Here is a 23934-nt window from a genome sequence, read left to right on the forward strand (position 1 = left end):
TGGCAGGATGGTCACTTGAAGAATGAAATATCGCTGTTCCAACGGTCATCTGTTTCACAGCTTTGAAATACCGCAGAAGTGTCCCAAACACGGCTGCGACAGCCGCAGTATTCGCCCGGATGGCACCGATCCTCTGCGGTCGCCGACTCCGAAGCCGGTGGCGGAAGGCAACGCTTGGACACGGATGCTCGCGGGGGCGTTGATCATTTTAACCCTGACGGGCGCGGGGTTCGGTTATCTGCTTAAAAACCAATCGCGCAAAAACACCCAGTTGGAGCGGGAGTTGAAAGCCGCCCAACAAGAGTGTCTGCCCTTGGAAATCCAGTTAAACGCCCGCAAAGGCAATCCCTCATGAAATACCGGTGCTCCAATGGACACGTTACCGAGGCGGATGCCATGCCGTCCGAGTGTCCCATTTGCGGGAGTAGCGTGTTGCAGGAAACCGGAGGCACCACGCGTCGTTCGGTTTCCGAATGGGATAAAGGCACGCTGATACTCTTTGGGGGCGTGCTCGCCATGCTGGGGATCACCCTTTGCCTCGCCTTGGCCTGGTTTTTAGCGCTGCGCCAGACGGGTCGCCTCCAGGCAAAAATAGAAGCTGCCAGAGCCGCCAAAACGGTGTTGGAAAGTCGGCTTAAGTCGCCATTACCACCCGCCGTGATTAAACCGGTGGACCCCACCCCTGCCACGGACTCGGAGGCGGAACTGCGGGTGGCGTGGAACGATGCGCGCAGGGATTTTAATCGCGAGATTGAAAGTCTGGGCGACCAACAAAAACTTTTGGAAAAATATTGCGCTTCCGAGTTTAAAGCGTTGACGGCGGCAGCGGAGAGCGAGGCCGTCAGGTTTGATTTTAAACGGGGACGTGTGCCGTATGACACCTTGCGGGATAATCTCAAACGCATGGTGGCAGACGCCGACAATAATGCCGAGATCAAGCATAACGAATATTTGGGCGCCAAGCTTAGCTATGAGCGGCTGCTGCAAACCATGGATACCGCGGTGCTGGTAAAATACGCCAAATTCCAATGGGAGACGTTGCAGTCCAGCAAACCACCGCTGGAAGATCCGCTGAACTGGGAAGCTGGCCGGGACTTCTATTTGCGCCAGTACACGATCTTGAGCCAGACGTACGAAAGCGTCAAGGGCATGGTCGGGTGGGATGAAAAAGTCCGCCAGGCCAAAGCAGCTTGGCAGAGTGAAAAAGACTCACTGGACCCAAACCTGATGGGCCAGCAGGTGGCGGAGGAATTGCGCCAGCTCATGAATTCAGTTGCCCGGGCGCCCAATGCGCTCAACGAGCAGACGGTGCAATTCTACGAACAAGCGCTGGCCTCACTATTGGCCCTTGAGCGAAAAGCCGCCAAACTGGCGTATGCCGCCGTGCGCCAAGAAACGAATCTTCCATTGCTCGAACGCCACCTGCCTGGTGAATGGCTGGCCTTGCAGCAAAAAGCGGCGGCGAGCGAGGCGGAGCCCGATGCCAAAAAGGGGAGGAACGGTTATTGGGCCTGTGGTCAGGAATTGAAAACCCTGCGCAACCGGGCGGCGGATCGGGCCAGACTGGCTGAGGAAAAGATTCATCAGGATGAAATCGCCCGGCAAGCCGCAGAGCTGGCACGGCGGGCTGAACTTGCCCGGCAAGAGCAACTGGCGAAAGCGGAGGAGCAGAAAAAGGAAATGGCCAGGAAAGCACAGGCTGAATTTTTAGCCCGAAAAAAAACATGGGATGATCTGATCGCAACCAGGGAACCTGGCCTGCTGGAAAAACATGTCGGCCGGGAATGGGATGCGTTAGTGCAGGGGGTTCAACAACACAGTGCTGGCCCGGACTGGCACCAGAACATCCGCCATCTGGAAAATGCCACTGGACAGTACGCTTCCCTGGTGCAAGCAGCGCAGAAATTGAAACGCTTGGACAATCCGGAGTACAAGGGGATCAAGAACTTCATCGAGCAGGAAACCAGAAGAATTCGATCCAATGTGAACCAAGGTAAAAAATATTCAAACAGCGACGCGGACGCTACCCTTAAGATACTTGACGACTACCGGCGGAAAAATGCGGCCACCTTCAATGAATTCCAGAATGAGCTGGCGCAACCGTTTGATGCCCTCAGGAATTTGGTGGATCAGAATCGGATCCTTGGGAATGCCGTCCCGCCCGGTCGCAAAAGACCGGATTTTCAATAATCGATTAAGCGCCATTGGTTGGGAGAACTGTTGCAAGTAATCCGGTGGAAACAAAAAAGGCAACTTCCGGGGAAGTTGCCTTGATGATCGTTCTGTTTAACCGGGATAAAGACTAGAACTCAAAGGTGATTCCAGCGCGGGCAAACAAACCATAACGGGCTTCATTCGCGTAGGTATTATAGGTGTTGCCAGTGCGGGTGAAGGTCGTTTTCCACACATAAAAGTCACGTGTATATTGGTAGCCACCCTCGGCAAAAATGGTCATGCCGTTCCGCAGGACCAAATCGGAATATACCGTTCCCCGGCCAGCCAGCGTTCCCAGGAATTTGTTAAACGTATTGTCGTAAAGTGAGGATTGGGTATTGGCAATGCCAACGCCGCCCAAGATGTCCAAACGGTTCCCCATGCGGAAGACGATTCCATCACCAATTTGAAACCACTTCAGATTATAACCAACCCCTAAATTGATTTGATAGTTATTCGCCTTTTCAGAATAGAAGGTGTCTGCCTTGTCATATTTGTCATATGTAAACCCTACGGCTGTGGTCAGGTTGCCAATGGGGTCGCCGCTGCTGCTTTTCCACCGCAAAAATTTTGGTGGCGACCACCGATATGTCAAAGCCAGTTCATCCACGGTGGTTTTCAGTTGCGAGGTTGCCTCGGTTCCCGTCATTTTACCGTGGCGATAGGAAAAATCCAAAACGCTATTTTCCCAGCTCGGCAGTTTAATACCCACGGTCCCGCCGTACAGATCGCCCTGGCGCTTGCTGCTGAACAGGTCATACACCCCGCCGCCGCGCGGGAGGTAGCTGGACTCCTTGGACGAAAAACTGAAATAATCTCCTGAAATCTTCACGCGCCATGCTGAAGAAGCCAGGGGCGGCAACGCGGCCGGAGCGGTTGGCGCCGGCAGACTGGGTGCATCAGCGGCCCCTGCCATGCCAGCAAACAAGCACACCGAATTAATCACCAATAACGGTTTCAAATAGTTTGTCTTCATACGTTACTTTTTTTTAAGGTTTTTAATTTTGCCATTGTTTTAGGACACAACTGGCACACTAACCATACGCAGGCACTAAATGCAATAAAAAATGACAATTAAATCATGCGCAAGCGCACATGGGACCGCAGTCGTTGTCGTGAGCGCCGACCAGCAATCCAAAGCGCCAGGGACCGCCTCTGCTATGTCCGCTCGATTTCACAATTCTTTTCCAAGCTGCACCGGAGTGCTTTCTTCAAGCGGGGCGCCAGCCGGATGCTGGCGATAATGGGTTCTTTATCCCCCTTGATGGTAATCTCAATTTGCCGGTTCTTTTTCCGTACGATTCGCTCCACCTGATGGATGTTAATGATGGCTCCGCGATGCACCCGCACGAAGTCGGGATACGGCAACTCCATTTCCCAAGCTGCCAGGGATTTTCGGATCATGGCGGTTTTACTTCCTGTCAGCACCGCAAACGAATATTCGCCGTAAGCCTTGACCATGTTGATTTGCTGCACCGGCACCATGTGCGTCCCGTCATTCATGGGCAACGGCACCTTTTGCACCTGGTATGACATTTTGGGGGTTACCGTCGGCTGATGGTTGGCCAGACTGAAAAACTTCGCCAGCGCGTGATCAAACTGCTGCCGGCGCACTGGCTTCAAAAGGTAATCCAACGGGCCATATTCAATCGCCTTGGCCGCGTATTCATCATAGGCCGAGGAGAAAATTATGGCGGTGCCACGCGGCATCCGCGATACCAATTCAAAGCCGAGCCCATCAGGCAATTGCACATCCAAGAACACCAGCTCAAAGCGGTTCTGCTCCAGCCAACGAATGGCCTCGGCCAGGCTGCCCACTTCCACCGGTTCACCCAAGACCGGGTAATGCGCGATCAGGCGCACCAGCGCCGCACGCGCCGCTGCATCATCATCCACAACCAGCACGCGTCTGGACGGCACCACAGCCGTGCCGCTTTTGTCGTCTGCCGACTCACTCATTACCAGCGCGGTCGTTTCGCGAGCCGACTTGGCCGACGACTCTGACGGCGCTGGTGCCCAATCCACCCAAAACTCGCTGCCAACCCCGAGTTTGCTGTTTACGTGGATTTTCCCGCCATTTTTCTCCACCAACATCCTGGCCATCGCCAGCCCCAAACCGTGTCCCGTTATCCCTGCCGAATTATTCGCCCGAAAAAATGGATCAAAGATGTGCGGCAGTTCCTCAACGGATATTCCCCGACCTTGATCGCGCACCAACAACCGGACCTGCGTTCCGACCAGGGTCACCTCGACCTCCACCGGTTGCTTATCCGACGAATACTTCAAGGCATTTGACAAAAGATTGATGAAGGCACTCCGCACTTGAACCGGGTCAGCGAGGATGACGCATTCCGGCACTTCCGCCTTCAGTTTAACGCGTTTTTTCTCGGGCAATTCCTCCACGACTCTGCCGCACAACTGGCTAAGATCCAGCCGGACCGGCTGAAATGGCAGTTTTTGAAACCGGGTTTTGGCAAATACCATAATGTCCCGGATTTGTTGGTCCATGCTCTCCACAGCGCCAATCACCGCTTTGGCATCACCCGCAGAGGCAGCGGTATGATCAGAAAACTCTGCATAGCTCATCACCACCGCCAGCGGGTTGCGTAGATCGTGCATCAAACCGGCGAGGGTTTGCAGCACCTGTTCCTCCCGGTGCTCATTCCGGTGTTGATCCTGTTTGCGTTTGGTGAGTCGCGCCTCAATGGTACTCAATAACGCCACCTTCTCCACCGGCTTGATTAAGTAGTCGTCGGCGCCAATGTTCATGCCTTTCCGCACTTCCTCCGGCTCCGCCAAACCGGTCAAAAAGACGACCGGAATCGCCGCCAGTTGCTCTTCATTCCGCATCGCTTTCAGCACGCCGTAACCGTCTAACTTTGGAATCATAATATCGCAAAGGACCAAGTCCGGCAAATGGTTGCGCGCCAAGCGCAGTCCTTGTTCGCCATCCGCCGCAGTCACGACCTCGTATCCTTCCAAGCGCAAGCGTTTGCTCAGCGCCAGGCGCATGTTATCCTCGTCTTCGATTAGAAGAATTTTATTCATATCACGCCATGTGGCTTTTGCTAAAATCGGCACTACTCATGTCTAATCTCAGTTCAACCGGTGCTTTTATACCACCAAGCCCGGCAAAAACCAGCCCTTTTTGCACGCATTCCCATGCGGCCACGCTGCGTTATTCACACCCCAACTGGCAGTTCAAAATTGCCAGGCTGGCCAGCGTTGCATTTTTCGCAGCGAACGCCGCCGAGGGAAAAATTTGCGACGCAGAAGCGAGCGGTTTTACCCGTAGGCATCACGTTAGCAAAGGTTGGAAGCGAGGTCGTTTTTGAATGATCCACTTGAAGGAAACCCAGCCACGAGTGCGCTCCATCATACGCCGGGAATGAGCGTGGCGCGCGCCTCATCTTTGACAGAAATGTGTGTTTATTGCTCCGTCGCGCTTTGGCGCTCAGGCTGCGTGCGCCGGGATGGCGGCACCAGCCTTCATGGCTTTCTTGAACTGGGGCGCGAGGCGAATGCTGGTGATGATCGGTTGGCGGTCCCCATTGGCGATGATTTGGATTTGTCGGTTCTTGAGCCGCAGAATTTGGTCCACCTGGTGAATGTTGATGATTACCCCGCGATGCACGCGCACAAAATCCGGATACGGCAACTCTTCTTCCCAGTCCCGTAACGTTTTTTGTACGGCCAACGCATTACCGTCCAATTGGACCACCAGCGAGCCGTTTCCACGGGCTCTGACCACGCTAATTTGATGCAATGGCACAGCCTGGACATTATCATGGGCGGGCAAAGCCACCCTGTGTTCCAGGCAGACCGGCCTGGGCGAGACCTTAAACGCTGCGGGGGGCCGCTGACGAAACTTCTCCATTACCCGCTCAAATTGCAGTCGCCGCACCGGTTTGGGCAGGTATTCCAGCGGTGCATATTCCGCAGCTTTGGCGGCATACTCCTCATAGGCGGAAAAAAAGACGAGCGCTGTCCCCGGCGGCAGACTTGGCACCAATTCAAATCCAGAACCATCCGGCAACAGGACATCCAAAATCACCAGATCAAAATGAACGCGTTCCAAACATTGAACCGCCTCCGCCAGACTGCTTGCCTCCACCGGTTCATGCTTTCCCAATGAATAGGCGATCATGTGCCGGATCGCCATCCGCGCCATGGGTTCGTCATCCACGATCAGTACGCGTACGGACCTTGCCGACGGCGGATGGAGGTTTCCCCCCGACAGAGCGCTTGGATGCGTGACCGCCTGGGTTACGTCCGCAACGGCACTCTCCGAACCGATGAGTGGGGCGGGTCCATTCCCTTCAAAATTTTCATCTTTACCTGAAAACGTGCTGCTCATGTCATTACTTCATTTCCGCTGGCTGAACGCCCAACCACCAGTCAGAGCGTCCAGCCCGGATTCCAAACCAGCAGCGCAGCAAGCCAACCTCGTGGTCTTGCTTCCTTCGCCGCGTTGTTTGATTCGGATTCATTTTATATGCGCTGCAAACAGAATGTATTATTCCGCCGGGAGTATCGTGCCACCCGCCCCGGGAACAAAACATTAGTCAATGGGCGTTACCAGTTTAGCTGTGAACGTTCTGTCACCTGCGCGCCTGTGGCAGCCACAGCTAACTCAGAACTTGGCGCGCCCGTTCAGCCTGCCACTCCTCCCGCCCCCCAAGTGATTCCCGGCAGCGTGACCGTTTCCTCCGCCTCCTCAACCACCGGCGAACATGCACCGAGCGTCCATCCGCAGCCAGCGGGTCACGCCTTGGCCGCAGGTTGGCCCAAGACGGTCTTGATTTCCCAGCCGGCGAGTATCATTTGGGTATCGTCGCCAGGGAAAACTCTTTTTAACCACCCTTACGCATCCCGCATCAGGCGTTCCCACTTGGGATTCACCAGATAGTTTTTGCCCAGTGCCGCCTGCAGCGGGTTGGCGGTTTCTCCGCAGTAGCCCAAGTGCAAATGTTTCCAAAAGCCTTCGGCATATTTAAATTTCTGTGAGCGTCGTCCAGCCGTCAGCGCATCGGCTTCCATGAAACGGGTGAACGCGTCCATGCCCTGCGTGGCTTGCAACCAGGTGACCTGGCTTTGGTGCGCGTTCAGCGCGGCGCGTTTAGTCTCCATCACCGATGCGATATTCACATAGCACTGAGGAATCATGGGGCGGCAAAGCTGATCGCACATACCATGTGGCAGGCAATGGTAGAGGGTAACGTCGCCATCATAAGCGGCGCGGGACGGCACGGTGCGCAGATTCGGGATACCGCGTGCGAACGCGGCGGAGACCGCCAACCGGCAGGCATTCGTATGGTCTTCCATGTAATCCTGCGGCGGATGCGTGAAGAGGATGCCGGGCTTGACCTCGCGTATCACCGCCGTCAGCCGTTTCAAGGTCTTGAGGTCGTAACCAATTTCAATGTCATCCACCAGACTCGGGTGCCAGTGCGCCCCCAGTATTTTGGCGGCGGCCTGCGCCTCGGTACGGCGTACCCGGCGCGTTTCCGCCGCCGAATACTCAATGCTGCCGAGCGAACCACTGGCAATGTTCATGCAGTGAATCTCCCACCCGGCCTGTTGGAGCAACCGCAAGGTCCCGGCGATCCGAAATTCAATGTCATCGGGATGAGCCACGATGGCAAACGCAACCTGATTCATGGTGGCAGCATAGCAACCTGGCCCCGTTCATGGAAATGGAAAAGTGCGGTTACTGCGCGCGGAAAGGCAGCGGACAAAGCATGGCCGAACTGCGCTGTTCGCCGCTCACTAGCACCAATTCCGTGCCGGGTTTCTGGCATTCTTTGCGCACGTAACCCAGCGCGAGGTTGGCCTGCAACGACGGGGACCGCACCGCGCTCGTAACATAACCCACCGTGCGATCACCCAAAAACAATTTGTCCCCCTTCATGGGCAGCGCGGCTAAATCATTCGCCAGCCGCAAGCCGCGCAATGACTTGGCCACCTGACCGTAGCTGCGAATACGGGCAATCACCTCCTGCCCGGTATAACACCCCTTGCTGTAACTGATGGCACGGGCCTCAATACCGGCCTCCGGCGCCAGGTTGGTTTCATCCATATCCACGTCGTACCGCGGCAGCCCGGCCTCGATGCGCGCAGTTTCCAGCGCCTGCCAGCCGCACATCATCCCGCCCGCCCGGCTGGCCACCGCCAGCAAGCGGGTGGCCACCACCGCCAAGACCTGTCCCGGCACAAACAGATCAAATCCATCTGAACCAGTGCGGGGCAAATTCACAATGCACACTTCACCCCACACTGGATGATTCACCATGCAGGAGGCCAGCGACTGCGCGGGCGGAGTGAATTGCAATTCCCGGCCCAATTCCGCCAAAACCGTCCCGGCACACGGCCCTTGCAGGCTGAGCAATCCATAATGCGGAGCCACATCCACGATCTGTACGTCATCCGCAATGATAAATTTTTCGAGGCGCGGAAGGGTAGTACTCATGAAACCGGGCTCAAAATCCAGCAATAATTCCCCGGCCAGCGCGTGAATGTACAAGTCTCCCTGTACCTTTCCCTTATGGTTGACGATGGCGGCATAACAACCCTGCCCCGGCTGAAGGTCTTTGACGTTATTGGTGACCTGTCCGTTTAAGAAGCGCTGGCGGTCATTGCCGGTGAGGCAAAGGCGGCTGCGGAAACTCAGGTCCAGCAAGGCCACACCCTGGCGCAACGCGGCATGTTCCAGTGTGGGTTCACCGTAGTGATCCACCACCTGCTGGCCGTTTACCACCCCAAACCGCGCGCTCAAGTTCCGGTGAAACTCCGATAATGACAATGGCACCATCTCAGCAGCATAGCGCAAAATTGGATAAAAACAAAGACAAGCAGCCGACGCCACGTTTGCCATGGTTCATTTTTGCGTGGTTTTTTGTTTGACCAAAGCCAGGAACCGTCGAGAATTAGCCCATGAAGCATCATGATTTTCGGGCTGCAACTGTGTGTTTGCTGGGCGTGGCACTGTCACTGCTGGCCGCTGAACCGGGTGGCGACGGCGTGAAGGTCACCCAGAAAAACGACCGCGTGACCGTGGAAATTAACGGCGACCTGTTTACCGAATTCTGGTTCCAGGGCAACCAGCATCCCGCCAAAATCAAAAAGAAAGGGAGCGATGAGGAAGTCACCCAGCCAACCCGCAAAGTCTATTACTGGCCCATCACCGGCCCCAATGGGGCCATCATGACCCGGGCGTGGCCCATCGTGCCGGACTCCAAAAACGAGGAACACGACCATCCGCATCATCGCGGCTTCTGGTTCGCCCACGGCTTGGTGAATGGGGTGGATTTTTGGGCGGAAGACGCCAAGGCCGGGCGAATTGTGCATGACCGTTTCATCGAAGTAAAATCCGGCAAGGACGAGGGCATTATCAAATCCGCCTGCAAATGGGTGGCGCCGGACAATAAAGTAGTCTGTACCGATGAACGGGTTTTGCGCGTTTATAACCGGCCCAAGAACGAACGCCTCTTTGATTTTGAAATCACGTTGCAGGCCCCCAACGACCGCGACACCGTGTTAGGCGATACCAAAGAAGGGACGCTGGCGATGCGCATTGCCGAATCCATGCGCCTTTCGTTGGGCAAAAACAAGCCGGGCAAGGGGCGAATCGTGCAAAATACCGGCACGGAAGGCGATAAAACCTGGGGTAAACCCGCTGAGTGGTGCGACTACAGCGGCCCGGTGGAAGGCAACACCGTGGGGATCGCCATTTTTGATCATCCGAAAAATCCGGTGCATCCGACTTGGTGGCACGTCCGCGATTACGGACTATTTGCCGCGAACCCATTCGGCGTGCATGATTTTGAGAAGAAGCCGCCGGGCACCGGCAACCTGACCATTCCGGCGGGCAAATCCATCACGTTCAAATATCGCCTCTACCTGCACGAAGGGGATGAGCGACAGGGCAAAGTGGCCGAGCGCTATGAGGCGTACGTGAAAGCGGTGAAATAACCGCAACCTGGCAAATCAAAAGCATCCGTATTCGCGGGCATTCATAGCAACTCTGCTTAAATTAAGTAGGAGAAACAGCATCCGTCTCCATCGCACGAAATGAAAGCGGCACGCCACGCGTGCCATTTGCGCTAAAAAACAGGGGGCGTTGGGCGGCCGCTCAGGCCTGCCGGCGATCCTCCCGGCGATCACCCCGGAATCCGCCACCCGCTGGCTGCGGGGAGCGCTCCTCGCGCGGACGGGCGATATTCACGGTCATTTCCTGGCCTTGGAATTCCTTGCTGTGGAGTTGTTCCACCGCCTTTTTGGCGTCTTCCGCCGAGGCAAATTCCACGAAGGCAAAGCCGCGGGATTTGCCATTGAATTTATCCACCATCAGGTTGACCGAAGTCAACGGGCCCACCTTGGAAAAGAGTTCCCTCAGGTCGTTTTCACCCGTTTGGAAGGCAAGGTTCCCCACGAATAATCTGGACTCATTCATAATGCTGTTGCATCCGCCGCAAAGCAACGTGGGAAGAAATTACTGCAATTGCGCAGGAACTTATGTCGCGCCAACCGGCCTTACCGACATCTGTCGTGCTGACACCGACCACGGTTGTTCTTTGTGCTGATGCCCTTACTTTTTACCAAAACACTGGCCGTCGTCAATCAGAGAAAATGCCTGGTTTGAACGAAATTCCTGGTCGCCTTTTTACTCCCCGTCTGATAGCCTGAGAAAAATGGATATGATCGAGAGAAAAATTGGGGCGGTCACGCTGATTTATCCGGTGGCTTCCCTGGTGGAACCGGTGCCGTTTCATACCTTATTTTCCGCTGCCCAGCCGTTGGAGGTAGAATTGGGCAGTGGGGACGGCTCGTTCCTGGCCCAGTACGCCGGCCGGCAGCCTGCCCGAAATTTCATTGGGGTGGAGCGCCTGCTGGGCCGCTTGCGCAAGTTGGACCGCAAAGGACTGCGCGCCGGGTTGACCAACCTGCGCGTCCTGCGAATTGAGGCCAGTTATTTTGTGGAGTACTTGCTGCCGAGTGAATCCGTGAGCGCCTTGCACATCTACTTTCCCGACCCATGGCCAAAGCGTAAGCATCACAAAAACCGCTTGATCAACGAACGCTTCACCCGGTTGGCGCACCGGGTGCTGGCGCCGGGCGGGGTAATTTATCTCCGCACGGATAACGTGGAGTATTTCGAGTGGATGCTGGCGGCCTTCGCCGGCAGCCCGCAATTTCAAGCGGTGGAGACCCCGGTGGAATTGCGCGGCCTCGTCACGGATTTTGAACGGGAGTTCAACGCGCAAGGCATTCCCACGCGCCATGCGGCGTATCAAAAGCAGGGATAAAAATCACGACAACCCGGCGGCAGCCACGGCGGCTTTCATTTTGGACAGCCCGGTTTTGGCGGCTTCCAGCGCCGGGAGTTTGTAATATTCCTGATTGAACAATTCGAGGGACAACATCACGTCGCAATGGTTGTCCGCCAGATTGGTGAGCAACTGTTTGAGTGGGGCTACGCCATCGCCTGGCCAGATGCGGTCGGAATCTTTGATGGTTTCTCGCGGCGGGTTGGCCGGGTAATCATTCAGGTGGAAGATCGGCGTCGCGTTGCGGCCCAGCAGCCGGAGGACGGCGGGATCTGAGCCGCCCTTGTACAGATGGTACACATCCGCCAGGATGCAGGCATCGGGATGTGCGGTTTTGGCCGCCACATAAATAGCCTCGGGCAACCGGTTCAAGTTGGCAGAGGAGCCCCAAATCTCGAGCATGGGTCGGATCCCAAACTCGTGGCCCAGTTCGAGGATCGCCCGGTAGCGTTCGGCGGCCTGGTTCAGGTCCAAGACATAACCGGCTTTGGTGGCGCCCGCCGGCGGTGCGGCGATGTTCTTCCCGCCCAATTGCGACACCCAATCCATCTCGCGCTTCAAGGTTTCGACTCCCTTGGCACGCGCGTCGTCCTCATTGACGATCCAAGCGGCAAAGCCGATCGCGCTGATGATCTGCACGCCGGAATCCTGGCCCACCTGGCGCAACTCCTTCAGGGACCCACCCGTCTCCAAAAACTTGCTGATGTCGTTCGTCCACGGTTCAAATCCGGTGAAGCCAGCCTTGGCAGCGGTCAGTACTTGTTCACGCAAGGCCAGTTTTTGGCCGCGAATGGTGCCAGCATTGAGGGAGAACCCAAACCGAAATGCTTTGTCGGACCGCTCGGCAGCCGGGATCGCCAATGGAGCGGTGGTGGCAGCGACACCGGCGGCAGCGCTGGTCCCCAGAAATTGTCGGCGTGAAACCAAGTTGCTCATGCAACGCTTACCTGCCCGATTGGGAGGCTTTCGGGGCAAACTGTAGCGGGCCGCGCGCTTTCTCGTGTTTGCCAGCCATGCCGGTGATATCGTAGAAGGTCAAATAAAGCATGTAGCTGATGATGACCAGCGCGCAGCCGGTTTGGACATGCTGAAGAATGCGCACGCTAACCGTCTTGCGACGAATGCCCTCGATAATGGCCAGCACAATGTGGCCGCCATCGAGCACCGGGATGGGCAGCAGGTTCAACAAGGCGAGGTTGACATTGAAAATCACGCTGAACCAGATGGCCAACTGCCACCCATAATCACTTTGGAACAGCATGTAGTAAATGCGCATGATGCCCACCGGGCCGCTCAGGTGCTGCGGTTTGACATCGGACTTGGCGGAGAACAATGCCGTAAACGTGTTCACCATGGAATTAAAACTGTCGCGAATCTGCTCCAGTGGCCCCGGGTTATCCAGATAAAGCTGCACGTCCCAGCCCAAACCCAAACGCGGTTTGGTTTCACCGGGAGGCGAAATGGGCAATTCGGGTTTGACCGTTTTGGTCAGCATCTGAACCCCGCGTTTGAGTTCAATGGTGATTGGGGCGAAGCCGGACCGCTCGGCCGCATCCAGCACCGCCGAGGGGCTGAAAACCGGCAGGCCATTGATTTTTTGAACGATATCATTCGTCTGGATGCCCGCGAGCATGGCCGGACTGTTGGAGGCGACATAAGCCACGATACAGGTTTGGGCGGGTTCGATCTGGATTTCCCGCAGGCCCTTGCGTTCCCAGAACTTGGTCGCCTCCTTCTTTGGGGTGGCCTCGAAGGTTTTGGTCTGGCCGTCGCGCAACACGGTCAACGTGATTTTTTCCTCTTCACTGCTGATAATACGCCATTTGATGCTGTCACCGATGCCCGACCAGCGGGTCACAGGATGGTTGTCAATGGCCAGGATCTTGTCGCCCGCTTTTAGCCCCGCCTTTTCCGCCGGGGACTCTTTGGCCACGTACCCGATGGTGGTGGTGCGATCCGACTCGCTCACCGGGCGACCAACGCCCCAGACGATGACCGCAAACGCGAGGGCCAACAGGAAGCTGAACAGGGGACCCGCAAAGGCCACAATGATCTTGTCCAAGGCCGAGATCGGCGGCAGGTTTTCACTGGATTCATTTTTGCCTTCAATCGCCTCCATGGGCGCCATCTGCGGCAGGGAGACAAATCCACCGGCCGGGATCCAGCCGAGGCAATATTTTACGCCGCGAAACTCCTTTTCCCAGATGGGCTTGCCAAACCAGACGCCAAACCGATCCACCGCCAGCCCGCGCCAGCGCGCGGCAAGAAAATGGCCCAACTCATGCACAATGATGAGCAGGTTGAACAACACCAGCACTTCGACAATAATCAATAGGAACTTTAAAATTTCCATTTCACTGCTTCGGTTTAAAAATTCTAATCTGCGCAGCTAAATGTACACGGCCCAAAGTTGCTGGCAACTAATAATGGCGGAAAAATCACAAAAAAAGCGAGGCCGGATTGGCCTCGCTCGGTGATTTTAACCCCGTTTATTACTTGGCCGCAGGTATTGCCGCTACTTTTTCCTTCACCAGCGTGGCACCTTTGCCGATACGGTTGCGCAGGTAGGTGAGCTTGGCACGCCGCACGTCGCCATGGCGTTCCACTTCGATTTTCTCGATGCGCGGTGAGTTGATCGGGAAAACGCGCTCCACCCCTTCGCCGTAGCTGATGCGGCGGACGGTAAAATTTTCGTTGAGTCCGTGTCCGCGGCGGCCAATCACAACCCCTGCAAACACTTGGATGCGCTCTTTGTCGCCTTCCACCACTTTGGTGTGGACGCGGACGGAGTCGCCAACGTTGAACTTGGTGACGTCTTTCTTAATCTGTGCCGATTCAATTTTATCAAGTATTACCTGGTTCATAAATCATGTTTCTTCGTTTGGCGCTTCCGCGCGCGTTTTCTGCTTCTTTTTCCCCGGTGCCTCGCGGTATTGCCCAGCTACCGTCGCCCATAAATCCGGCCGCCGCTCACGCGTGCGGATGACCGCCTGTTCCTGCCGCCAGGCCGCGATTTCCGCATGATGCCCGGAGAGCAACACTTCCGGGACCTTTAGTCCCCTGAATTCCGCCGGACGTGTATAGTGCGGATATTCCAGCAGGGCGTGACTGAACGACTCATCCTGCGAACTCTCATCATCACCCAACACCCCCGGCAACAACCGGGTCACCGCGTCAATGATCACCATGGCCGGCAGCGCCCCGTTGGTTAACACATAATCGCCGATGGATAATTCGTCATCCACCAGCGTCTCGCGCACCCGTTCATCCACGCCTTCGTAACTGCCGCACAGGATCAGGAGATGCTTCTCCAGCGCGAGTTCCCGGGCAATCGCCTGGTTGAACACGCGCCCCGCCGGCGAAGTGAGAATCATTCGCGTCTCCGCATTCGCCAGCGTTTCCACTGCTTCAAAGATCGGTTCGGGCTTTAACAGCATCCCCGGCCCACCGCCAAACGGACGATCATCCACCGTCTTATGGCGGTCATGGGTAAAGTCCCGCAGATTGACCATTCGTAAATCCAGTATCCCTGCCTTGCGCGCCCGTTGGACAATGCTTTCGTCCAGCGGCCCCGTAAACATGCCGGGGAACAGGGTGAGCACGTCAATCTTCATGCTCGGTATGGGCGGCGTTTCCGCCACCCAGTCATCCTTGCGCCGCCGGCTGGTCCTCGACGATGTCCAGCGAGCAACGGATGCCTTTTTTGGCACTGCCCGCCAGGAGGAGCGACCGGATGGCGTGAATCATTGCGCCTTCCTTGCCGATGACCTTGCCGATGTCCCGGTAATTCACCCGCAGCTCATAGACGGTCAGACCGCCTCTGTCCACCGGGGTGACTTTCACCTCGTCCGGGTGGTCCACCAGCCCTTTGACGACGTATTCAAGAAAGGCTTGCATAAACCGTAGCGCGTCAGGAATTAAGCGGCGACCGCTTTGTTGATGCGCCGCATAAAGCTGGCGACGGTGTCGCTCGGCTGGGCGCCCTTGGAAATCCAATGCTTGGCGCGTTCCATGTCGAGTTTCACATTGTCGTCCTTTTTGCGCGGCCAATAGGTTCCCAATTCTTCAATGAATTTACCATCGCGCGGGCTGCGGCCATCCGCCACCACAATGCGATAGATGGGGCTGTTTTTGGCCCCGACGCGCTTCAAACGAATTCGTACTGGCATAATCTATGTATTCTCATGCGGCGTTCGTCCAGACTACCCGGCGAACACCATTTTCACTAACTCTTCAAAAAGAGGGCAAAGCCTAGTTAGCGTCCGCTCCCTTGGCAAGCCCTGTTTTCAATTTTTTTTAGGGTGCCCCCAAAAGCCGTGCCCACCGGTTCAAAATTAAAGCAGTTCCACCACCTTGCGCAGTTCCTCATCGGTGTTGTAATAATGCGGAGATAAGCGGAGGTAGCGTTTGCCGGAACGGTCGGCGCGCAGGGAGGTGACGACATTCTCCTCCAGCAGGCGCGCCTGGACCGCTGGGATATCGGTGTCCGGCCGGGCCAGTGTGAAGATGCCGCCCTGGTTATTTTCCGGCGCGTCCGCGTTTAACACCGTCCAGCCCTTGTCCTGCAACGCGGGGATCAGCCAGGCCCGTTTGCGCAGCAGTTCCCGCGCGATGTTGTCCAGCCCAACCTCCAAGATCAGGGCCAGGGCCGCGCTCAAGCCCGCCAAGCCGACCAGGTTGTTGGTGCCGGCCTCGTAGCGCCGCGCGTCCGGGCGATACGTCAACCGCTCTTGCGTAACAAAATCGGGGCACCGCACATTGTGCCAACCCAGCAGCGTCGGGCGCAACCGATCCTGCACCGCTTTGCGCACGTACAGGATGCCCGCTCCGCTGGGGCCCAGCAGCCACTTATGCGCGTCCGCCGCGAGGAAATCCACATGCTCGACGGTGGTGGGAAACGCCCCGAGCGTTTGGATGCCGTCCACGCAAAATAGGACGTTGCGTGCCCGCAGCCCTTTGCCAATCGCCTCCAAATCCAGGCGCCAGCCGCTCAGGAAATGGCAGGAGGCCAGCGCCACCAACCGGGTTTGTTCATCCACCTGGCCGAGGACATCGAGCGGACGGATTCGGCCCAGGCCCCGCGTATTAAGGAACCGCACCTGCACGCCTTTCTCGGCGAGCGCCATCCATGGGTACACGTTGGACGGATAATCGTCGAAGTACACCACGATATTGTCGCCCTTGCGGAAGGAAAGGCCGTTGGCCACCAGGCTTAGCCCCACCGAGGTGGGGCCCACGAGGGCGATTTCTGCGGCGTCCGCGTGCAATAATTGGGCGGCCCGGTCGCGAATGGTGGTAATGAAATCGTCGAGCAGCCCGGTTTCCTGGTCGTTCGACATGCCATTGAGGGAGACATGGGCCATGGCTTCCGCCACGCGGCGTGGCAGCGGGCAGACCCCGGCGTGGCCAAGGAAAATCCGTTCCCGGGTCACCGGGAAGGCATCGTGCCGCAAGGTCTCATTGGCCAGGAGTTCGGCAATATTCATAGGGGGTTTATGATGGCGGAAACCATGGGGAATTGACAATGCATAATTCTAACAGATTGACGCTGGCAGGGCTGCATCCAGCGCGTTGGTGCGTTACGAATACTACGAGTTGGGCAGGGTCTGTGGTTCCGTACCCCCTCACCTGTTTCCTCTCCCTCGGGGAGAGGATTTCATTATCCGGCTGAGGGAATCGGCTTAAATGGATTCACTTTCTTTCGGGTAATTCCGCGGCCATGGGAACCCCCGAGCCGCCGCTTCCAGCTTGAACCAAACCGAGCTTGATGCAGCCCTGTGGCGCTGGTTGGTCACGTCAAACGGGACGGCAATCGGCTACGGGAACTGCGAAAACCACTCCAAAAGTAGTCCAAAACTACACCGGTGGGAGCGGTGTAGTTTGAGAATTGTGATAAAATTGTGATAAAATTGTACACGAAAACGACCAGGAAACTTTTGCAGAAATATTTTCGGGCAGAAAAATATATCCGAAGAATTTAGGAGCTTGGAGCAAGGAGTTTGAATACACAGAAAACTGGACCAAAAGTGGACCGTTTCTGTACCAAAAATGAAATTTTCAGGAAGTGGCTTCGACGGACGTCATTTTTATAAGTTGATGTAAAACAGACAGTTGTGAGGATTGGGAGTCAACCGACGCTGGTCCATTTTGCAGGGGGGTGGTGCAGTTTGGTTGCGGGAAGGTGGCCAGAAGCTGGCGCAACGAGTTCTGGCAAAAGGCGAAGCTGTTGGAAAACAGCATCCGATCCAGGTTCATGAACCGTTGGGCGGTCCGGAAGTATTGCGTGATGAGGGATGGTTTGGGGCGCGGGCCAATCCGTTTCGGGGCGATGCGGATGATGGCGCGGATGATGACCGGCTTGATGATTTTGGGGCGGATGATGCGGGAGATGAATTTGTGGGGCCACATAGGAATTTCAGATTTCAAATTTCAGAGACAGGCATGGATGCCCGCGAAATACGCGAATAGACGCGAAAGGGGAGTGAGGAATATGGCATAAATATGGCAGGTAAAAAATGGAACTAAAGAAGATAGGAGTTTGGAGTCAGGAGCTGGAATTTCCAGCACCAGAATTTGAGTTTTCATCGCAATATGTCGTTATCGTTTTTCAGTCATGCGGGTCGCGACACACGGTGTCTGGCGGACTGCAAACGCGCGGTCCGCTATGACCCACACCCGAGAGCGTACCACAGAACTGAGAAAGGTGGTTGCCTCCGGGAGGAGAATAATTTAATCTGGCTATGCAGTTGACGCCAGCAACCACCATCGGTTGTGCTGATGAAGGCGATAACCACACAGGATCTTGGGGTGAAAAGCAGCAACTGGCGTGATCTGAATAGCCAGCAAATTTAAATGTGGAATGCGGAGTGCGGAATGACCGAACCCAAACATGGCAGAACTGATAACTGGTAACTGATGACTGATAACTACCTCTCAGCTTCTATCTCCTTCGCATCATTTTTCTGCCGACATGTTTTTCTGCAAAAGGAGTTGGTTCCCATTTTTTGCCATGCCTGTTTCGCCACCATGATTGCGATGTCGCCATTATTTCCTTGCATGAAGAGAATGAAATAGTATATTGTTTCCGCATGGATAAGGAAACACTGAAATACGTTTTGGCTCAGTCAACCACCCGGCCATGGCCGGTGGCCACCCCGCGGACGCTGGCATTACCTCTTGATTCACGCAAGGTCGTCGCGCTGATTGGCATCCGCCGCAGCGGTAAGACGTATCTCCTATATGAGACGATGCGGCGGCTGGAAGCCCAGGGCGTGGATCGGCGACAGTTGCTCTACCTCAATTTTGAGGACGACCGGCTCCTCCCCATCCAGGTCGGCGAACTCGACCTGATTCTACGGGCGCACGAAGAGTTATATCCCGCGGTGATGGGCCGCAAAAAGTTTCTCTTCTTCGACGAGGTGCAGAGTGTCCCTGCCTGGGAAACCTATGTGCGGCGTCTGCATGACACGGAGGATGTCTGCCTCTTTGTCACCGGTTCCTCCTCGCACCTGCTATCGCGTGAACTGGCCACGGGACTGCGTGGCCGGAGCGTATCCTACGAGGTGTTTCCCCTTTCGTTCGTTGAATTCCTGAAATTTCGCGGCCTGACACACGAGCCGTATTCGCGGTCCTCCGAAAGTCGCATGGCTTCGGCGTTGGAAGAGTACCTTAAGACCGGTGGTCTGCCGGAAGTGGTCCTCGCCGACGAGGCGTTGCGACCACGCATCCTCAAGGAGTACGTGGACCTGGTGTTTTACCGGGATTTGGTGGAGCGCTATAAGGTGGCCAATCCGTTGGTGATGCGCCGTTTGCTTCGGCATTGCCTGGGCCATCCGGCTTCGCTCTTCAACGTCCACAAACTCTACCTGGACTTCCGCTCGCAAGGACTGGCGCTTTCAAAGGACACGCTCTACAACTATGCTGGCTACCTGGAGGAGTCGTTTGTCGTCTTTACACTGCCGGTGGCGGAACGTTCGTTGCGCAAACAGGCGGTGAATCCGAAGAAGCTCCACGCCATTGATTGGGCGCTGGCGTATCCATTTGTCGCCGAACCCAGTATTGACGTTGGGAAAAAACTGGAGACCGCCGTATTCCTTCATTGGCGCCGACGGCGCGAGGACTTGGGCTATCTGGCCGGGGAGCGTGAAGTGGATCTGGTGGTGAACCGCGAGCAGCCCGAGCAACTGATCAACGTGGCCTACTCCACCTCGCAATCGCAAACTTGGGAACGCGAGATTGCCGCATTGGAAGCGGCGGGAACGAGATTTCCACGGGCGGAACGAGTGCTGGTGGCGCATGAGCGTACCACCCGTAAACCACCGGACGGCATCCAGATGAGCGACGCTTGGCGTTATCTGCTCTCGACCTAAAAATTGACGACTGAGGACACGGACCTCAGCGGAGGGCGGAACCTTTGATTTCGGAATGCGGAATGCGGAGTGCGGAATGAATCCAAAATACCCAACATGGCAAAAAAATTGGAACCGAAATTGACTACGGATGACACTGAGGACACGGACCTCAGCGGAGGGCGGAACCTTTGATTTCGGAATGCGGAATGCGGAGTGCGGAATGAATCCAAAATACCCAACATGGCAAAAAAATTGGAACCGAAATTGACTACGGATGACACTGAGGACACGGACCTCAGCGGAGGGCGGAACCTTTGATTTCGGAATGCGGAATGCGGAGTGCGGAATGAATCCAAAATACCCAACATGGCAAAAAAATTGGAACTGAAATTGACCGTTCACTGATAACTGATAACTGCCTCTGACTTTCTCTCTCCTTCATATCATTTTTCTGCAAAATAAATTTGTTCCCAATTTTTATGCCAGATAATATTTTTGCCATGTCCGGTTTCCTATTTTTAGCAAAATCACTCCGCATTCCGCATTCCGAAATCCGAAATCCGCATTTGTTTATCTGCCATGTTCGGCTTCCCCTTTTTCAAGACTTTACATTTCTTCCCTAATCCGGTAGGAACTACTCCCATGCTCAGTCCAAAATTACTTTGCAACCTGCTTGGCGGTCATTGCACGCCAGCGTCCGCTCTTTTCAGCCGGCCCGGTTTTGTCGTATTCCGTAATTCACCATTCGCAATCCGCCATCCCTCGGCTGTCCTGCTACTGCTGTTGTGTTGGTTCCTCAGCCTGGTTCCCGGCAACGCCGGGACGGTGGTGCGGTTCCGTACGGCGCTCGGCGATATTCAAGTGCAGTTGTATGATGCGGATAAGCCCGTGACCGTGCAGAATTTTCTCCGTTACGTGCAAAACGGTTTATATGCGAACATGATCATGCATCGGGTGGTGACGAATTGGGTGGTGCAAGGCGGCGGGTTGATGGTCACCAACCGGGGGACGACCAATCAAACGCTGGCATATATTTCCACTTATCTGCCCATCACCAATGAGTTCAACGTGGGACGCTTCCACAGTAATGTTTATGGCACCCTGGCGATGGCCAAAACTTCGGATCCCAATTCGGCGACCGCGCAGTTCTTTTTCAACCTTGCGGACAATTCAGCGAGCTTGGATGACACCAATAACAGTGGCGGCTTTACCGTATTTGGGCGGGTGGTTTCCGATACCAACATCCTGAACCGTTTCAATCCCGGCCCGGCAAACACGTTTATCAATCAACTGAATCTGGGCGGGATGCTGGCGGAACTGCCGGTGTTGAAACCAGCCACAGCGGCCACGGTAACCGCCGCCGACCTGCTCTACGTGGAAGTGTCCGTGGTGCTTTCGCCCACCTTCATCGTGCAGCCGCAGAGCCTGACCAATCTTGTGGGTGGCACTGTCACGTTTGCCACTTCAACTGGAGGAAACGAGCCGATTTCGCTGCAATGGATTTTTAACGGTCATGCACTATCCGGCTTCACCAATAATTCGCTTATAATTACCAATGCCCAAGCACCGAACGAAGGAAACTATTTTGTGGTGGCCAGCAATGGCTATGGTGTGGCCACCAGTATTGTGGCCACACTCACGCTGACGAATTCACCCACGCGCCCAACCATCCTGCAACAACCACAAAGCCAGGTGTTACGCCCTGGACAACCCGCCCAATTCCAAGTCGTCGCGACTGGCTCCGAGCCGCTGCGTTATCGCTGGACGAAAGATGGCATAACAGTGCCGGGTGCGAGTAACGCGGTTTACACGGTGAACACTGTCTCTACCACAGATACCGGTAACTACCAGGTCATCCTTACCAACATCTCTGGCAGTGTGACCAGTGAGGTGGCGGTTTTAACGGTAGATGGCGTACTGCCAATTTCGGCGATAACGTCTCCGCTCACTGAAAGCATGGTGACAAACAGTCTTGTGGTGGTTGTCGGCACTGCTTGGGATAATCATTCTATTGCTGCCGTGCATTATCAGTTAAACGATGGGCCATGGCTCGTTGCTGTTGGTACGACCAACTGGCAAGCAGCTATCACGTTAAATCTAGGTACCAATTATGTTCTCGCTTTTTCCCTGGATGCGGCAGGGAACGCCTCGAAAACAAATGCTATTTCTATTCTCAGAGTGTTGGCCGATACATTGACGGTGCAGACTACGGGGTTGGGACGTGTTTCTCCTGACCTGAATAATCAGTCCCTTGGGGTAGGGATGCGCTTTGAAGTCACGGCCGTGCCAAGCCAAGGTTACATGCTCTCGAATTGGATGGAACAGGTGGGCGGCGGCGCGGCTACGGTGGTCGCGACGACGGCCAACTACACCTTTGTGATGAAATCCAACCTGGTGCTGACGGCGAATTTTGCGCCCACCGCCAAGCCTGTTATTGTACAACAGCCGACAAGTATGGCGGTGCAACCAGGTCAGTCCGTTCAGTTTCAAGTGCAGGCAACAGGGTCTGCGCCACTGCGTTATCGCTGGACGAAAGATGGCATAACAGTGCCGGGTGCGAGTAACGCGGTTTACACGGTGAACACTGTCTCTACCACAGATACCGGTAACTACCAGGTCATCCTTACCAACATCTCTGGCAGTGTGACCAGTGAGGTGGCGGTTTTAACGGTAGATGGCGTACTGCCAATTTCGGCGATAACGTCTCCGCTCACTGAAAGCATGGTGACAAACAGTCTTGTGGTGGTTGTCGGCACTGCTTGGGATAATCATTCTATTGCTGCCGTGCATTATCAGTTAAACGATGGGCCATGGCTCGTTGCTGTTGGTACGACCAACTGGCAAGCAGCTATCACGTTAAATCTAGGTACCAATTATGTTCTCGCTTTTTCCCTGGATGCGGCAGGGAACGCCTCGAAAACAAATGCTATTTCTATTCTCAGAGTGTTGGCCGATACATTGACGGTGCAGACTACGGGGTTGGGACGTGTTTCTCCTGACCTGAATAATCAGTCCCTTGGGGTAGGGATGCGCTTTGAAGTCACGGCCGTGCCAAGCCAAGGTTACATGCTCTCGAATTGGATGGAACAGGTGGGCGGCGGCGCGGCTACGGTGGTCGCGACGACGGCCAACTACACCTTTGTGATGAAATCCAACCTGGTGCTGACGGCGAATTTTGCGCCCACCGCCAAGCCTGTTATTGTACAACAGCCGACAAGTATGGCGGTGCAACCAGGTCAGTCCGTTCAGTTTCAAGTGCAGGCAACAGGGTCTGCGCCGCTGCGTTATCGCTGGACGAAAGATGGCATAACGGTGCCGGGTGCGAGTAACGCGGTTTATACCATCAATAATGTCAGTGCCATCCATGCCGGGAAATATCAAGTCATCGTTGCCAATACCTTGGGCAGCGTGACCAGCACCCCACCGGCAATACTGACGGTGGATGGGGCAAAACCCAGCCTGACGATCAGCAAACCAATGCCCAATGCCCGCGTGGGGAGCAGCATACAGGTCACTGGTCGTATTACCGATGCTGGTGGTCCGTTGGCCGTTGTTTATTATCAACTCAACGATGGACAGTGGCAAACGGCCAATGGCACCACCAATTGGCAGGCGAGTGTGAATGACCTGCTTCCCAGCACCAACACCATCAAACTCTACGCGGTTGATATGGCGGGGAATTTTTCACTCACCAACCTTTTGAAGGTAAATTACGTGGTGAACACGCTGCGGGTGGGGTATGGCGGCAATGGGTATGGCAAGGTGACGCCCTCCACCAATACCATGCAGGACGCGGGCAAGAACTATCCGTTGACGGCCACGCCATTGACGGGGAGCATCTTCTCGAACTGGATGTGCGGCGACATGGTGCTGACCAATAAGCCGGTATTGCAGTTCACCCTGCGCTCGAATACGACGCTGGTGGCCAACTTTATGGCCAACACGTTCCTGGCGCGCAAGGGGGATTACTACGGGCTGTTCTGTCCCAGCAATGACGTTTCGCTGGCGGACTGGACCAATAGCGGAGCGGTGAAGTTGACGGT

Annotated in this window: 20 protein-coding genes; 6 read left to right on the plus strand and 14 right to left on the minus strand. The window is 55.5% G+C overall.

Features of this window, described 5'->3' with window-relative positions; all coding sequences use genetic code 11:
- The first annotated feature begins 22 nt into the window (after positions 1–22).
- A complete protein-coding gene (locus tag WCO56_08335) occupies positions 23–355 on the plus strand; it encodes a hypothetical protein (GenBank protein ID MEI7729567.1) in 333 nt (110 codons plus the stop codon).
- Positions 352–2190: a hypothetical protein gene (locus WCO56_08340; protein MEI7729568.1), complete on the plus strand. Its 1839-nt coding sequence runs from the start codon at positions 352–354 to the stop codon at positions 2188–2190. The genes WCO56_08335 and WCO56_08340 overlap by 4 nt, the downstream gene beginning before the upstream one ends.
- 112 nt (positions 2191–2302) lie before the next feature.
- Here WCO56_08340 and WCO56_08345 read toward each other — a convergent pair whose 3' ends face one another.
- The 5 genes from WCO56_08345 to WCO56_08365 form a co-directional block, all read right to left on the minus strand.
- The gene (locus WCO56_08345) at positions 2303–3190 is read right to left on the minus strand and encodes a hypothetical protein (protein MEI7729569.1); all 888 of its coding nucleotides are present in this window, start codon (positions 3188–3190) and stop codon (positions 2303–2305) included.
- A gap of 182 nt (positions 3191–3372) precedes the next feature.
- Positions 3373–5262, minus strand: coding sequence for a response regulator (locus WCO56_08350; protein ID MEI7729570.1), 1890 nt, complete (start codon positions 5260–5262; stop codon positions 3373–3375).
- A gap of 406 nt (positions 5263–5668) precedes the next feature.
- On the minus strand, positions 5669–6571 hold the full coding sequence (locus WCO56_08355) for a LytTR family DNA-binding domain-containing protein (GenBank protein MEI7729571.1): 903 nt from the start codon (positions 6569–6571) through the stop codon (positions 5669–5671).
- A 506-nt stretch (positions 6572–7077) separates the two neighbouring features.
- Complete coding sequence (locus tag WCO56_08360) at positions 7078–7875, minus strand: PIG-L family deacetylase (GenBank protein ID MEI7729572.1); 798 nt, start codon at positions 7873–7875, stop codon at positions 7078–7080.
- A 49-nt stretch (positions 7876–7924) separates the two neighbouring features.
- Positions 7925–9088 carry a glycine cleavage T C-terminal barrel domain-containing protein gene (locus tag WCO56_08365; GenBank protein MEI7729573.1) on the minus strand — a complete coding sequence of 388 codons (1164 nt, stop codon included), beginning with the start codon at positions 9086–9088 and terminating at the stop codon, positions 7925–7927.
- Positions 9089–9147: 59 nt separating this feature from the next.
- Here WCO56_08365 and WCO56_08370 point away from each other — a divergent pair, with 59 nt between their 5' ends.
- Positions 9148–10185 (plus strand): PmoA family protein, encoded by a 1038-nt coding sequence (locus tag WCO56_08370; GenBank protein ID MEI7729574.1) that lies wholly within the window; start codon positions 9148–9150, stop codon positions 10183–10185.
- A 160-nt stretch (positions 10186–10345) separates the two neighbouring features.
- Here WCO56_08370 and WCO56_08375 read toward each other — a convergent pair whose 3' ends face one another.
- Positions 10346–10666 carry an RNA-binding protein gene (locus WCO56_08375; GenBank protein ID MEI7729575.1) on the minus strand — a complete coding sequence of 107 codons (321 nt, stop codon included), beginning with the start codon at positions 10664–10666 and terminating at the stop codon, positions 10346–10348.
- Between the two features lie 244 nt (positions 10667–10910).
- Between WCO56_08375 and trmB the strand changes: the two genes are divergently transcribed.
- The gene (gene trmB / locus WCO56_08380) at positions 10911–11519 is read left to right on the plus strand and encodes a tRNA (guanosine(46)-N7)-methyltransferase TrmB (protein MEI7729576.1); all 609 of its coding nucleotides are present in this window, start codon (positions 10911–10913) and stop codon (positions 11517–11519) included.
- A 3-nt stretch (positions 11520–11522) separates the two neighbouring features.
- Here the strand turns inward: trmB and WCO56_08385 are convergent, their stop codons facing one another.
- From WCO56_08385 to WCO56_08420, 8 genes are all read right to left on the minus strand, one after another.
- Entirely contained in the window at positions 11523–12476 is a 954-nt protein-coding gene (locus WCO56_08385; GenBank protein MEI7729577.1) for a sugar phosphate isomerase/epimerase family protein, read from the minus strand.
- 7 nt (positions 12477–12483) lie between these two features.
- Positions 12484–13893 carry an RIP metalloprotease RseP gene (gene rseP / locus WCO56_08390; protein MEI7729578.1) on the minus strand — a complete coding sequence of 470 codons (1410 nt, stop codon included), beginning with the start codon at positions 13891–13893 and terminating at the stop codon, positions 12484–12486.
- A 139-nt stretch (positions 13894–14032) separates the two neighbouring features.
- Entirely contained in the window at positions 14033–14404 is a 372-nt protein-coding gene (rplS, locus tag WCO56_08395; protein ID MEI7729579.1) for a 50S ribosomal protein L19, read from the minus strand.
- Positions 14405–14407: 3 nt separating this feature from the next.
- Complete coding sequence (trmD, locus tag WCO56_08400; GenBank protein ID MEI7729580.1) at positions 14408–15154, minus strand: tRNA (guanosine(37)-N1)-methyltransferase TrmD; 747 nt, start codon at positions 15152–15154, stop codon at positions 14408–14410.
- 31 nt (positions 15155–15185) lie between these two features.
- On the minus strand, positions 15186–15437 hold the full coding sequence (locus tag WCO56_08405; protein ID MEI7729581.1) for a KH domain-containing protein: 252 nt from the start codon (positions 15435–15437) through the stop codon (positions 15186–15188).
- Between the two features lie 20 nt (positions 15438–15457).
- Entirely contained in the window at positions 15458–15709 is a 252-nt protein-coding gene (gene rpsP, locus WCO56_08410; GenBank protein MEI7729582.1) for a 30S ribosomal protein S16, read from the minus strand.
- 165 nt (positions 15710–15874) lie between these two features.
- Complete coding sequence (locus tag WCO56_08415; GenBank protein ID MEI7729583.1) at positions 15875–17026, minus strand: aminotransferase class V-fold PLP-dependent enzyme; 1152 nt, start codon at positions 17024–17026, stop codon at positions 15875–15877.
- Between the two features lie 571 nt (positions 17027–17597).
- On the minus strand, positions 17598–17948 hold the full coding sequence (locus tag WCO56_08420) for a hypothetical protein (protein ID MEI7729584.1): 351 nt from the start codon (positions 17946–17948) through the stop codon (positions 17598–17600).
- Between the two features lie 680 nt (positions 17949–18628).
- On the opposite strand from WCO56_08420, the gene WCO56_08425 reads away from it, so the two are divergent.
- A complete protein-coding gene (locus tag WCO56_08425) occupies positions 18629–19909 on the plus strand; it encodes an ATP-binding protein (GenBank protein MEI7729585.1) in 1281 nt (426 codons plus the stop codon).
- A gap of 624 nt (positions 19910–20533) precedes the next feature.
- Positions 20534–23934 (plus strand): immunoglobulin domain-containing protein (locus WCO56_08430; GenBank protein MEI7729586.1); only part of this gene is annotated, 3401 nt, incomplete at its 3' end.

The organism is Verrucomicrobiota bacterium, from assembly GCA_037139415.1.
GTDB lineage: Bacteria > Verrucomicrobiota > Verrucomicrobiia > Limisphaerales > Fontisphaeraceae > JBAXGN01.

What these genes read in the sequence shown, in the direction of transcription:
- WCO56_08335 (MEI7729567.1), top strand. Translation starts at nt 23, where the DNA reads ATGAAATATCGCTGTTCCAACGGTCATCTGTTTCACAGCTTTGAAATA.
- WCO56_08340 (MEI7729568.1), top strand. Translation starts at nt 352, where the DNA reads ATGAAATACCGGTGCTCCAATGGACACGTTACCGAGGCGGATGCCATG.
- WCO56_08345 (MEI7729569.1), bottom strand. Translation starts at nt 3,190, where the DNA reads ATGAAGACAAACTATTTGAAACCGTTATTGGTGATTAATTCGGTGTGC.
- WCO56_08350 (MEI7729570.1), bottom strand. Translation starts at nt 5,262, where the DNA reads ATGAATAAAATTCTTCTAATCGAAGACGAGGATAACATGCGCCTGGCG.
- WCO56_08355 (MEI7729571.1), bottom strand. Translation starts at nt 6,571, where the DNA reads ATGAGCAGCACGTTTTCAGGTAAAGATGAAAATTTTGAAGGGAATGGA.
- WCO56_08360 (MEI7729572.1), bottom strand. Translation starts at nt 7,875, where the DNA reads ATGAATCAGGTTGCGTTTGCCATCGTGGCTCATCCCGATGACATTGAA.
- WCO56_08365 (MEI7729573.1), bottom strand. Translation starts at nt 9,088, where the DNA reads ATGGCAAACGTGGCGTCGGCTGCTTGTCTTTGTTTTTATCCAATTTTG.
- WCO56_08370 (MEI7729574.1), top strand. Translation starts at nt 9,148, where the DNA reads ATGAAGCATCATGATTTTCGGGCTGCAACTGTGTGTTTGCTGGGCGTG.
- WCO56_08375 (MEI7729575.1), bottom strand. Translation starts at nt 10,666, where the DNA reads ATGAATGAGTCCAGATTATTCGTGGGGAACCTTGCCTTCCAAACGGGT.
- trmB (MEI7729576.1), top strand. Translation starts at nt 10,911, where the DNA reads ATGATCGAGAGAAAAATTGGGGCGGTCACGCTGATTTATCCGGTGGCT.
- WCO56_08385 (MEI7729577.1), bottom strand. Translation starts at nt 12,476, where the DNA reads ATGAGCAACTTGGTTTCACGCCGACAATTTCTGGGGACCAGCGCTGCC.
- rseP (MEI7729578.1), bottom strand. Translation starts at nt 13,893, where the DNA reads ATGGAAATTTTAAAGTTCCTATTGATTATTGTCGAAGTGCTGGTGTTG.
- rplS (MEI7729579.1), bottom strand. Translation starts at nt 14,404, where the DNA reads ATGAACCAGGTAATACTTGATAAAATTGAATCGGCACAGATTAAGAAA.
- trmD (MEI7729580.1), bottom strand. Translation starts at nt 15,154, where the DNA reads ATGAAGATTGACGTGCTCACCCTGTTCCCCGGCATGTTTACGGGGCCG.
- WCO56_08405 (MEI7729581.1), bottom strand. Translation starts at nt 15,437, where the DNA reads ATGCAAGCCTTTCTTGAATACGTCGTCAAAGGGCTGGTGGACCACCCG.
- rpsP (MEI7729582.1), bottom strand. Translation starts at nt 15,709, where the DNA reads ATGCCAGTACGAATTCGTTTGAAGCGCGTCGGGGCCAAAAACAGCCCC.
- WCO56_08415 (MEI7729583.1), bottom strand. Translation starts at nt 17,026, where the DNA reads ATGAATATTGCCGAACTCCTGGCCAATGAGACCTTGCGGCACGATGCC.
- WCO56_08420 (MEI7729584.1), bottom strand. Translation starts at nt 17,948, where the DNA reads ATGTGGCCCCACAAATTCATCTCCCGCATCATCCGCCCCAAAATCATC.
- WCO56_08425 (MEI7729585.1), top strand. Translation starts at nt 18,629, where the DNA reads ATGGATAAGGAAACACTGAAATACGTTTTGGCTCAGTCAACCACCCGG.